13 protein-coding genes are annotated in these 11603 nt (G+C 71.1%); 7 read left to right on the top strand and 6 right to left on the bottom strand.

Annotated features, from left to right (window positions below):
• Positions 1–91 precede the first annotated feature (91 nt).
• Both AC07AZ_RS05910 and AC07AZ_RS05915 read left to right on the top strand, forming a co-directional pair.
• Positions 92–856 carry a response regulator transcription factor gene (locus AC07AZ_RS05910; RefSeq protein ID WP_478844251.1) on the top strand — a complete coding sequence of 255 codons (765 nt, stop codon included), beginning with the start codon at positions 92–94 and terminating at the stop codon, positions 854–856.
• Positions 857–2284, top strand: a complete 1428-nt coding sequence (locus tag AC07AZ_RS05915; RefSeq protein WP_478844253.1) for a HAMP domain-containing sensor histidine kinase — start codon at positions 857–859, stop codon at positions 2282–2284.
• 49 nt (positions 2285–2333) lie between these two features.
• Here the strand turns inward: AC07AZ_RS05915 and AC07AZ_RS05920 are convergent, their stop codons facing one another.
• From AC07AZ_RS05920 to AC07AZ_RS05945, 6 genes are all read right to left on the bottom strand, one after another.
• Entirely contained in the window at positions 2334–2711 is a 378-nt protein-coding gene (locus tag AC07AZ_RS05920; protein ID WP_478844255.1) for a hypothetical protein, read from the bottom strand.
• A gap of 243 nt (positions 2712–2954) precedes the next feature.
• Positions 2955–3560, bottom strand: a complete 606-nt coding sequence (locus AC07AZ_RS05925; protein WP_478844257.1) for a LuxR C-terminal-related transcriptional regulator — start codon at positions 3558–3560, stop codon at positions 2955–2957.
• Positions 3561–3752: 192 nt separating this feature from the next.
• Positions 3753–4229 carry a DUF4396 domain-containing protein gene (locus AC07AZ_RS05930; protein ID WP_478844834.1) on the bottom strand — a complete coding sequence of 159 codons (477 nt, stop codon included), beginning with the start codon at positions 4227–4229 and terminating at the stop codon, positions 3753–3755.
• A gap of 150 nt (positions 4230–4379) precedes the next feature.
• Entirely contained in the window at positions 4380–5018 is a 639-nt protein-coding gene (locus tag AC07AZ_RS05935) for a DUF305 domain-containing protein (RefSeq protein WP_478844259.1), read from the bottom strand.
• Positions 5019–5108: 90 nt separating this feature from the next.
• Positions 5109–5531: a DUF6153 family protein gene (locus tag AC07AZ_RS05940; protein ID WP_478844261.1), complete on the bottom strand. Its 423-nt coding sequence runs from the start codon at positions 5529–5531 to the stop codon at positions 5109–5111.
• A gap of 119 nt (positions 5532–5650) precedes the next feature.
• Positions 5651–6277, bottom strand: a complete 627-nt coding sequence (locus AC07AZ_RS05945; RefSeq protein ID WP_478844263.1) for a hypothetical protein — start codon at positions 6275–6277, stop codon at positions 5651–5653.
• 314 nt (positions 6278–6591) lie between these two features.
• Here AC07AZ_RS05945 and hemL point away from each other — a divergent pair, with 314 nt between their 5' ends.
• The 5 genes from hemL (at position 6592) to AC07AZ_RS05970 (ending at position 11590) form a co-directional block, all read left to right on the top strand.
• Positions 6592–7911 carry a glutamate-1-semialdehyde 2,1-aminomutase gene (hemL, locus tag AC07AZ_RS05950; protein ID WP_478844265.1) on the top strand — a complete coding sequence of 440 codons (1320 nt, stop codon included), beginning with the start codon at positions 6592–6594 and terminating at the stop codon, positions 7909–7911.
• Entirely contained in the window at positions 7908–8627 is a 720-nt protein-coding gene (locus AC07AZ_RS05955) for a histidine phosphatase family protein (RefSeq protein ID WP_478844267.1), read from the top strand. Before hemL ends, AC07AZ_RS05955 begins: the two co-directional genes overlap by 4 nt.
• 199 nt (positions 8628–8826) lie before the next feature.
• Positions 8827–10116 carry a polysaccharide deacetylase family protein gene (locus AC07AZ_RS05960; RefSeq protein ID WP_478844269.1) on the top strand — a complete coding sequence of 430 codons (1290 nt, stop codon included), beginning with the start codon at positions 8827–8829 and terminating at the stop codon, positions 10114–10116.
• Positions 10117–10182: 66 nt separating this feature from the next.
• A complete protein-coding gene (locus AC07AZ_RS05965; RefSeq protein WP_478844271.1) occupies positions 10183–10824 on the top strand; it encodes a TlpA family protein disulfide reductase in 642 nt (213 codons plus the stop codon).
• 1 nt (position 10825) lies between these two features.
• Positions 10826–11590 carry a cytochrome c biogenesis CcdA family protein gene (locus AC07AZ_RS05970; protein WP_478844273.1) on the top strand — a complete coding sequence of 255 codons (765 nt, stop codon included), beginning with the start codon at positions 10826–10828 and terminating at the stop codon, positions 11588–11590.
• The last annotated feature ends 13 nt before the right edge of the window (positions 11591–11603 follow it).

Raw genomic sequence — 11603 nt, forward strand, 5'->3', positions numbered from 1 at the left:
TGCGTCCGCACGGGTGAGAGGCCAGTAAGAAGGACGGCCGGTGAGCTGCTCATCACGTCGTACGACTGTGAGTGCTTGGCACACTGAAGCAGTGTCCCCAACTGTGCTGCTCGCCGAAGACGACCGCGCCATCCGTCACGCCCTGGAGCGGGCCCTGACGCTGGAGGGCTACCGGGTCACCGCGGTCGCCGACGGCGTCGAGGCACTGGCACAGGCGCACCGCACCCCGCCGGACGTGCTCCTGCTGGACGTGATGATGCCCGGGATCGACGGTCTCCAGGTCTGCCGGGTGCTGCGCGCCGAGGGGGACCGCACACCGATCCTCATGCTGACGGCGCTCGTGGAGACCGCGGACCGCATCGCGGGCCTCGACGCGGGCGCCGACGACTACGTCGTCAAGCCGTTCGACGTCGAGGAGGTCTTCGCCCGGCTGCGGGCCCTGCTGCGCCGGACCAGCCCGGTGCCCTCCCAGGCCGCCGGCCCGGCCGCCGGAGCGGTGGCCGCCGCGCCGGCCGGGAGCGCCGCCTCCGCCGACGGACCGAGGCCCGCGCCCGAACGGTACCTGGAGGCGGCCGGGGTGCGGATGGACCCGCAGGCGCGCCGGGGCTGGCGCGGCGGGCGCGAGCTGGAACTGACCCGCACCGAGTTCGAGCTGCTCGAACTGCTGGTGCGCAACGCGGGCATCGTCCTCGACCACTCCACGATCTACGACCGCATCTGGGGCTACGACTTCGGCCCCGGCTCCAAGAACCTCGCCGTCTACGTCGGCTACCTGCGCCGCAAGCTCGACGAGCCGGGCGCCCCGCAGCTGATCCACACGGTGCGCGGTGTGGGTTACGTGCTGCGGGAGGACTGAGTGGGCCGCCTGAGGCGGCTGCTCGGCAGAAGGCGGCCCCGGCTGCTGTCGCTGCGGACCACGTTCGTGGTGTCCTTCGCGGCCGTCACCGCCGCCGTCACCGTCCTCGTCGGTGTCCTGTCCTACAGCGCCGCGGCCCGGCTCGTCCGCGTCGACCAGGAGTCCGTGTTCGACGAGGTCGTGCAGGACCTGCGCGACGAGGTCCGACAGCACCGGATGGCGCCGGACGACTTCTCCTCGGCGGCCCCCGGGCACGACATCGTGCGGCCGGCCCGTACGGACGTGCAGGTGCTCGGGCCCGGCGGCGGGGTCGTCGATCCCGGCAGCCCGCCGCTGCCGGTCACCGCCGCCGACCGGTCGCACGCGGTCGCGTCCGGCGCCGGGCGCATGACCGAACACAAGGACGTCGACGTCGGCGACGACGTCTACCGCATCGCGACCGTCTCCCTGGGCGGCGGCCGGGGCGCGGTGCAGGTCGCCCAGGAGTTCAGCGACACCGAGGACCTGCTGCGGGCGCTCCAGCGGCGCACGCTGATCCTGATGGCCGCGGTGGTCGTCGCGGCGGGCCTGTTCGGCTGGTGGCTGGCCCGGCGCATCACGCGGCGCCTGGTGATCCTCACCTCGGCCGCCGAGGACGTCGCCCGCACCCGCCGCCTCGGCATCGACGTGCCCGTCACCGGCTACGACGAGGTGGGCCGTCTCGGCCGCGCCTTCGACCGGATGCTCGGCCGTCTCGCCCAGTCCGAGGAGGACCAGCGGCGCCTGGTGCAGGACGCGGGGCACGAGCTGCGTACGCCGCTGACCTCGCTGCGCACCAACATCTCGCTGTTGCGGAGGATGGACGAACTGCCGCCCGGCACCCGTGAGGAGCTGGTCGCCGACCTCACCCAGGAGGCCCGCGAACTGACCGACCTGGTGAACGAGCTCGTCGACCTCGCGGCCGGCCAGTCCGACAACGAACCGCCGCAGCGGGTCGACCTCGCCGACATCGCCGAGGACGTGGCGTCCGTGGCCCGGCGCCGTAGCGGGCGGGTGATCCTGGTGCACGCGCGCGGCGACACCATGACCGACGGTCGCCCCGCCATGCTCCAGCGGGCGGTGTCCAACCTGGTGGAGAACGCGGCGAAGTTCGACCGCGAGGGCACCGCGCCCATCGAGATCGCCGTCAGGGGACCGGCGAGCTCCCGGCCGGCCGCCGGACCGGTCCGCGTCGAGGTCCTCGACCGGGGCGCGGGCGTCGCCGACGGCGACCTCGTCCGCATCTTCGACCGCTTCTACCGCGCCGCCGACGCCCGCTCCCTGCCCGGCTCGGGCCTCGGCCTGTCCATCGTGCGCGAGGTGGCCCTCGCCCACGGCGGAGCCCCGTTCGCCCGGGGGCGGGAGGGGGGCGGGGCGGTGATCGGGTTCACGGTGGGGGGCGGCTTGTGACGGCCGGGTCCCGCCTTCCGCGAGACCCGGCCGGCGGTCGCGCGGGGGCCTACGGTGCGATGTCGACCGGCAGGGTCGTCGACTTGCCGGACGGCCGCTTCAGCGTGAACGAGTCCGTGTAGGTGGTCTTGTCCTCGCAGGTCACAGTGACCTTGGCCTTCTGGCTCTTCGAGGGGACGTTCTTGAGGGTGATCGAGTACTCGCCGGAGTCCTCGACGTCGGTTCCCTTGTCGGTCCGGCTTTCCTTGTTGGTCGTGATCGTCACCTGACGAGCACCGGATCCGTTGTCGCAGTCGTCCACCGAACCCTTCACGACGACGGTCTTGCTGGCTGGGTCGGCCGCTGCCTGGCTCACCGCCGCGAGCGAGGCCGCGCCTGTCAGGGGGAGCACCGCAGCGATGGCGAGCATGGTGACGCGCTTGCGCATGGTTTCTCCTAGCTTGTCGGGGCGCGAACGGCTGCGGTGGGAACGCGGGTGGGTCCCTCGGTGTCCCCGTCGGCCATCACCGCTCGGCGTGCCGCGGGATCAGTGCCGTTTCGCTGTCCGACAGATGCGGTGATGTGAACTTCCTTCACCCAACGTCCGGGTTTGACGCGTTTGGGTCAAGGGGAACCGCTACCCACGGCCGGCGGGGTAGGACTACCCACCGAACGCCGTATCGCCGCAGGTCTACGCCCTGTCGGTGAGCCCGTGCTCGACCGCGAGGCGGGTGAGATCCGACCGGCGCCGGGACCCCGTCTTCTCGCCGATGCGGTCCAGGTGTGAATGGACCGTGTGCTTGCTGATGCGGAGTTCCCGCGCGATCTCGTGGTCGGTGGCGCCGTTGGCGAGGAGTTTCAGGACGTCCTGCTCGCGGTCCGTGAAGTGCGGGGACCGGTCCAGCAGGTAGCTGGCCGGCGCCGACACGTAACTGCGGCCCGAGCCCACGACGCGGATCGCCCTCAGTAGTTCGTCGCCCTCGGCCTGCCGGCTCAGGTAGCCGCTCGCACCGGCCCGGATCACCTGCACGGCGTCGATCTGCGGAGACGACGACATGACGATGACGGCGTGACCCCGCTCCCGCAGCTTCGTGACGCCCGCGGCGAGTTTCGGCGCGGACAGCTGGAGGTCCATCACCACGACCTCCGCCGTCCGCAGTCCGCCGTCCGCGCTCTCGATCGAACGCGCGGCCACGACCAGACGGAGGTCCGGGGTGGTGTCGATCAGCTGGGTGACACCGTGCTGGAAGACGGGGCAGTCGCCGATGACCGCGATGCGTACCGGCGCGGTGCTCACGGGCGTAGGCCGGTGTCGTGGGGAGCGGGGGGCCGGCGCGGTCCGCCCGGCTCGGGCCCGGTCGTGACCGACGGCTCAGCGCAACTCATGGACGTCTCCGATCTCGCGCGGGCACCCAGCCCTCAGCCTCGGCGGCACGGGTGACCCCCGCGCGCCGGACTAGCCCGTCCGGGGCCGGTCGGGCCGCGAGGTTCAGTGGTAGGCGTGCACGACGGCGTGTCCCTTGCCGCGGCCGATCATCCAGCGGTTCACGGGCGTGGTGATCAGGAAGGCGATCACGAAACCGCCCAGCAGGGTCGACCAGAACAGTCCGTCGGACAGCTGGGCCTCCATCGCGCCCGGGGTGAGCACGACGATGCCGTTGTCGACCAGTTCCATGACGGCGATCGACACGCTGTCGGCGGCCAGCGCCACCTTGACCGCGGCCCCGAGGTCCAGTCCGGCCCGGCGCACGGCGAACAGGGTCAGCGAGTAGCCGAACACGAAGGCCAGGGCGATGGCGAGGACCGTGGTCGCTACGTTGCCCCAGCCCAGGGCGGTGGCGACGACCATGCCGAGGATCTCGCCGATGGCACACCCGGTCAGGCAGTGCAGGGTCGCCCTGACCGCCGTGGACCAGGTGACCGCCCCGTGGTCCGTGTGAGCCATCGCGTGCTGGGTGTGATCCATGTGATCCATGACCCGCCTCCGTCTCGTCTCCCTCCCTGTATACCCCCAGGGGGTATGTGAAGCAAGGGGGTGAAGGCAGCCAGAGGCCGAGGCGGGGAGCGAAGGCGCGTGCGGCAGCGGGGGCCGGTGCGGACACCGGCCCCCGGATCGTCAGATCCTGCCGAGGAGCTTGTTCATCTCGGCGATCTCGGCGGTCTGCGCGGTGACGACGTCGTCGGCCATGGCCGTGGCGGGACCGTACTCGCCCTTGTCCTTCTCGGTGCCGGCCATCGTGACGGCACCCTTGTGGTGCTTGATCATCATGGTCAGGAACATGGTGTCGAAGTCCGTGCCGGACATCTTCCTCAGCTCGGCCATGTCCTTGTCGTCCATCATCCCGGCCATGCCGGACCCGTCGGAGTGGTCCATGCCGGGCATCGAGCCGGCGGACGCCGGCACGTCCTCGCCCCAGGCCGTCAGCCAGCCGCTCATCGTCCTGATCTCGGGGTCCTGGCCCTTCTCGATCCGGGCGGCGAGGTCCTTGACCTGGGCGGAGGAGGCCCGGTCGGCGGCCAGGGCGGCCATCGCCAGGGCCTGCCGGTGGTGGGGGATCATGCCCTGCGCGAAGGTCACGTCCTGGGCGTTGTGCGCTCCGGCGGTGGTGCCGGCGCCCGCCGTGGAGGAGGCGGAGGCGGGACCGGAGGAGGCGCTGTCGCCGCTGTCGCCGCCGCAGGCGGTGAGGGTGAGCGCGGCGGTCGCCGACACCGTGACGAGGGCCGCGCGGCGGATCAGGGTACGGGTGGTGCGCATGCTGGAACTCCTGGTGTGGAAGGTCGTACGGGATCTGGACGTGCCGAGGCGCACCGCGCCACCGGACCGGGGCGGGGTGCGGGAGGGTGTCTAGATCCGCAGGAGTTGCAGTTCCGCGAGTGAGGGAGGCGCGCGGGCGCCGTCGGGGGCCGTGGCCGCGCAGGAGCGCGGGGCGTCGGCGCGAGCGGGCGCGGCGACCGGGTCGGGGACCAGAGCCGGCAGCAGCGGTCCACCGCCGACCGCACCCGACAGGCAGGTGGAGTCGGCGTGGTGGAGGTGGCCGCCGCCGCAGTCCCCGTCACCGTGGCAGCCGTCGGCGGAGGTGAGCGAGGCGGTCGCGGCCGTCGAGCCCGGCGCGGCCGCCGTCATGTTCCGGGACCCGGCGTGTTCGTGGACCGTGCCGCCGGGGGCCAGCGCGTGCATGGCCAGCAGGCCGGCCAGCAGACCCAGCACGAGCAGCGCACGCCACCGCCCGGCGGGCGATCGTGCGGGGCGCTGCTGCGGGCTGGTCATCGGACTGATCCTAGACAGGGGAAGGCGCGGGCGACTCCGGCCCGGGAGCCGTGTCCCCCGTTCGTACGCGCGCGAAGGCGCTGGTGTTCACCGCCGCCGGTGAACCGCTCGGAGCCGGTTCAGGGCCAGACCAGGCAGTACGGCTGGTGGCCGGCCTCATGCAGGCGGTGGCTGAAGTCCTGCCATTCGTGCAGGAGTTGGTAGACGTTGAACGCGTCCCGGGGGCCGCCGCGGTCCGGGACCGTCGACCAGATGAAGGCGGCCGCGCCGACCGCTTCCTCGCCGATGCCGCGCAGCGGGTCGACGACCGTCATCGGGAGTTTGACGACCGCGTAGTCGGGATGCAGGACGACCAGTTCCAGGGGCGGGACCTTGTTGAGCGGGACGCCCTCTATGCCGGTGAGTACCATGGCGGCCATCGTCTCCGGCTTGATCTTGGTGAACATGCCGTTCATGCCGAGCTCGTCGCCGCCGAGTTCCTCGGGACGCATCGAGATCGGGACGCGGGCCGCGGTCGCGCCGTCAGGTGCGCCGAAGTACTTGTACGTCACCCCCACCCGACCACCATTCCTGCTCCCGGCCCTCAGCTGTTCGACCCGTCGGTCGAGCCGCTCGGACTCACTCGGTACGCCGTGTCCCTGTCGGGCCTCGGCGGCTTCCTCAGCCTCGCGCCGGTGCCGTCCCCGCCTGGCACGTCGAGGACCCAGGTCGTCAGTCCCCTCGCCCAGTCCGCCACCGCGATGCATATCTCCACCCGACTGCTTTTCTAGGACGCGTGGCCCCCGCCGCGCAACCCGATCATCGTGTCAGTGACCTCCCCCACGGCCGCCCGCCGAAACGTGCGTTGAAACACCTGCCCGCAGGATCTTCGCAGCCCCTCGGCACCATGGTCCCTGTGAGCTGCGCCTATCGGGGCCCAGTTTCGCAGATAGCGCAGAACCGGGGCGGTGAGTCCGGTCGGCGGAGGGGCCGCGGCCGCTCCCGGACGCCCGCCGCCGCTGGCCTACTCTGAGGAGGTCACTGGCAACCGGAGTCCGAGAAGTCGGAGAAGTCGCAGGTCATGAGCGAACTGCCTTATTCATACGAAGCGCCCGTGTCGCAGACACTGTTCGACCGTGCGGCGGCCGTCACACCCGGTGGCGTGAACTCCCCGGTACGAGCCTTCCGCGCCGTCGGCGGCACGCCCCGGTTCATGGTGTCCGGCACCGGCCCGTACCTGACCGACGCCGACGGGCGCGAGTACGTCGACCTGGTGTGTTCCTGGGGGCCCATGATCCTCGGGCACGCGCGGCCCGAGGTGATCGCGGCCGTGCAGGAGGCCGTCTCGCGAGGCACGTCCTTCGGTACGCCAGGTGAGGGCGAGGTGGCGCTCGCGGAGGAGATGGTCGACCGCATCGAGCCGCTGGAGCAGGTGCGGCTCGTGTCCAGCGGCACCGAGGCGACCATGTCGGCGATCCGGCTGGCGCGCGGGTTCACCCGGCGCACCAAGGTGATCAAGTTCGCCGGGTGTTACCACGGTCACGTCGACTCGCTGCTCGCCGCGGCCGGCTCGGGTGTCGCCACGTTCGCCCTGCCGGACACGCCGGGTGTCACCGGTGCCCAGGCCGGCGACACCATCGTGCTGCCGTACAACGACCTGGAGGCCGTGCAGGAGGCGTTCCACCGCCACCCCGGCGAGATCGCGTGTGTGATCACCGAGGCCTCGCCCGGCAACATGGGGGTCGTGCCGCCGCTGCCCGGGTTCAACCAGGGACTGAAGGACACGTGCCGCAAGAACGGCGCGCTCTTCATCTCGGACGAGGTCATGACCGGCTTCCGTACCAGCCGGGCCGGCTGGTACGGCGTCGACGGGGTCAGGCCCGACCTGATGACCTTCGGCAAGGTGATGGGCGGTGGCTTCCCCGCCGCCGCCTTCGGCGGCCGGGCCGACATCATGGAGCACCTCGCGCCCGTCGGGCCGGTCTACCAGGCGGGCACCCTCTCCGGGAACCCGGTCGCCACCGCCGCCGGCCTCGCCCAGCTGCGGCTGCTCGACCAGGCCGCGTACGACACGGTCGACGCGGTATCCGCGCAGATCCGGTCCCTGGTCGGTGAGGCTCTCACCAAGGAGGGTGTCGCGCACCGGGTGCAGAACGCCTCCAACATGTTCTCCGTCTTCTTCACGGACCGCGCGGTCCGTGACTACGAGGACGCGAAGAAGCAGGAGTCGTTCCGCTACACCGCCTTCTTCCACTCGTTGCTCGCGGACGGCGTCTATCTGCCGCCCTCGTCCTTCGAGTCCTGGTTCGTGTCCACGGCCCACGACGAGCGGGCCGTTCAGCGCATCGCCGACGCCCTTCCGGCGGCGGCCCGAGCGGCGGCGGAGGCCACGGCGGCATGAGCACCCTGAACAGCGGCATCGACAACGGCGACAGCGTCCCCGAGAGCGAGGTCACCGTCGTCCACGTCATGCGGCACGGTGAGGTGGCGAACCCGGACGGGGTGCTCTACGGCCGGCTCGCCGGATACCACCTCTCCGACCTCGGGCGGCGGATGGCCGACCGGGTCGCCGAGCACCTCGCGCCCCGGGACGTCACGCATGTCGTGGCCTCCCCGCTGGAGCGTGCGCAGGAGACGGCGGCGCCGATCGCGAAGGCGCACGGCCTGGACATCGGGACGGACGAGCGGCTGATCGAGGCCGAGAACGTCTTCCAGGGCAAGACCTTCGGTGTGGGGGACGGCGCGCTGCGCCGGCCCGAGAACTGGAAGCACCTGGTCAACCCGTTCAAGCCGTCGTGGGGCGAGCCGTACGTCGAGCAGGTCGCCCGGATGCGGGGGGCGCTGGACGCCGCCCGGGACGCGGCGCGCGGGCACGAGGCGGTGCTGGTCAGTCACCAGCTGCCGATCTGGATCGTGCGCAGCGCGGTCGAGGGGCGGCGGCTGTGGCACGATCCGCGCAAGCGGCAGTGCACGCTGGCCTCGCTGACGACCTTCACGTACCACGGTGACAGGATCGTGGCCGTCGGCTACACCGAGCCGGCCCGTGATCTGGTGCCGGCCCATCTCCTCGCGGGCGCCCGGCCGGTGAAGGGCCAGGGCAAGGCGTTCGGTGCCTGAGAGGGCGCCGCGAGGGCGCCGGTGAGGCGCCGGTGAGGCGGCGGGAACGCGTCCGTGCGGGCGCCTCCCGCCCGCCCCGGACTCCTTCATGACACGTCCGTGACATTCGTTGCGGAATACACGTGTTCGACGGGAACCTTCCTGTTCGTCATGTCCTCTGAATGGGTGACCACCAGGGAACGTGACGAACGGGGATGCCATGAGCACTCTTACCCGAAGGGGAGCGCTCGGTCTGGGCGCCGGCGCCGCGGCCGCCGCAGGACTCGCGGGGTGCGGCTCCCTCAACCCGTCGGACGGGCCGAAGCGTGCCGGAGGTTCCGGTGGCCGGCATCCCAGCAGCACGCCGCATCCCGCCCGCCCGCTCGGGGACGGCTCGACCTCGTTCACCGGCAAGCAGCCCCACCAGCCGGGAAAGCCCGAGCCGTTGGAGCCGGGACAGACCCCGCCGCAGTTCGTGATCTTCTCCTGGGACGGCGCCGGCGAGGTCGGCAACGGTCTCTTCCCGCGCTTCCTGGACCTCGCCAGGCAGCACGAGGCGCACATGACCTTCTTCCTCTCCGGGCTGTATCTGCTGCCCGAGTCGAAGAAGCGCCTCTACGACCCGCCCAACAACCCGCGCGGCGCCTCCGACATCGGCTACCTCACCGACGAGCACGTCAGGGCGACCCTGACGAACGTGCGGCGGGCCTGGCTCGAAGGGCACGAGATAGGCACGCACTTCAACGGCCACTTCTGCTCCGGCTACGGCACCGTCGGCAACTGGACGCCCCAGCAGTGGCGCAGCGAGATCGACCAGGCCAAGAAGTTCGTGAAGCAGTGGCGCACCAACACCGGGTGGACCGATCTGCCGCCCCTGCCCTTCGACTACGACAAGGAGCTCGTCGGCGGCCGTACGCCCTGTCTCCTCGGCCAGAACAACCTGCTGCCCACCGCCCGCGAGCTCGGCTGGCGCTACGACGCCTCCTCGCCCGGCGGCCGGCAGACCTGGCCGGAGAAGCGGCAGGGGATCTGGGACCTGCCGTTGCAGGCGATACCGTTCTCCGGCCACAGCTTCGAGGTCCTGTCGATGGACTACAACATGCTGGCCAACCAGTCGGTCAACTCGACGAACGCGCCCGCCTACAACTACCCGGCCTGGCGGCGGCAGGCGTCCCAGACCTACATAGCAGGCTTCAAGCGGGCATACGAGACGAACCGGGCACCGTTCTTCGTCGGCAACCACTTCGAGCACTGGAACGGCGGCATCTACATGGACGCCGTCGAGGAGGCGTTCAAGTACATCGCGCGGGAGAAGGAGAAGGGCGAGGACGTACGGCTCGTCTCCTTCCGGCAGTTCACGGACTGGCTGGACGTGCAGCGCCCCGAGGTGCTCGCCAAACTGCGCACCCTCGACGTCGGGCAGCAGCCGGCCGGCGGCTGGAAGGAGTTCCTGCGGGCGACTCCGAAGGCCGGGCAGAGCTCCGGAAAGGGCTCCGGGCAGGCCGCCTGATATGCGGGTTTCCGTCCGCAAGGGGGGTGCGCAAGATCCCCGGAACGGACATGCGAAACTTTTCACATGAGTGCCGCCAGCCGCGCCTCCCTGCGCTTGAACAGCACGAACCGTCCGACGCGTACGCGTAACCGCGCCGCCCTGCTCACCGCCGGTGCCGCGGTCGCCACGCTGACGCTGTCGGCGTGCGGTTCCGGCGGCACGTCCGGTGGCTCCGGCAACACCAACTTCGTCACCGGCACCAACGGCATCGCGACCGTCGCCAGGGACGGGCGGGCCGTCGCCCCCGAGCTGTCCGGGCCGACCGTCGACGGCAGCCGGCTGGATGTCGCCGACTACAGGGGCAAGGTCGTCGTCCTCAACGTGTGGGGCTCCTGGTGCCCGCCCTGCCGCGCCGAGGCGAAGAACTTCGAGACGGTCTACAAGGACGTCAGGGGCCAGGGTGTGCAGTTCGTCGGCCTCAACACCCGCGACACCAGCGTCGGTCCGGCCAAGGCGTTCGAGACCGACTACGGGATCAGCTACCCGAGCCTGTACGACCCGACGGGCAAGCTGATGCTCCGCTTCAGGAAGGGCACGCTGAATCCGCAGCTGATCCCCTCCACGCTCGTCATCGACCGGGACGGCAAGGTCGCGGCGCGTGCGCTCCAGGCGCTCAGCGAGGAGAAACTGCGCGCCATGCTCAAGCCCGTCCTCGCGGAGAAGTGACGTGAGCGCAGTGTCCACGCTCGCCGCGGAGAACCAGACAGTCCTCAACGGGGCCCTGCTGGTGGCCTTCCCCCTGGCCCTGCTCGGCGGTCTCGTCTCCTTCTTCTCCCCGTGCGTCCTGCCGCTCGTGCCCGGCTACCTGTCCTACGTCACCGGCGTCAGCGGCACCGACCTGGCCGAGGCCCGCCGCGGGCGCATGGTCGCCGGTGCCTCGCTGTTCGTCCTCGGCTTCACCGCCGTGTTCGTCTCCGGCGGCGCCTTCTTCGGCTACTTCGGGCAGACGCTCCAGGAGTACAAGGGCACCCTGACCACCGTGCTCGGCGTGCTCATGATCCTCATGGGTGTGTTCTTCATGGGCCTGATGCCCTGGCTCACCCAGCGCGAGTTCCGCTTCCACCGGCGGCCGGTGGCCGGCCTGGCCGGCGCTCCCGTGCTCGGCGCCCTGTTCGGCATCGGCTGGACACCCTGCATCGGCCCGACCCTCGCCTCCGTGCAGCTGCTCTCCTTCAACGAGGGCAGCGCGGGCCGCGGGGCCATACTGACGGTCGCGTACTGCCTGGGCCTCGGCCTGCCGTTCGTGCTCGCCGCGGTCGCCTTCCGCAAGGCGCTCGGAGCGTTCGGCTGGGTCAAGCGCCACTATGTCTGGGTCATGCGCATCGGCGGCACCATGATGATCCTGACCGGCGTGCTGCTGCTGACCGGCGCGTGGGACCGGATCGTCCAGGAGATGCAGACCTGGTCCAACGGCTTCACTGTGGGGATCTGAACCATGAGCGGGA

This window comes from Streptomyces sp. NPDC043878 (assembly GCF_056435735.1).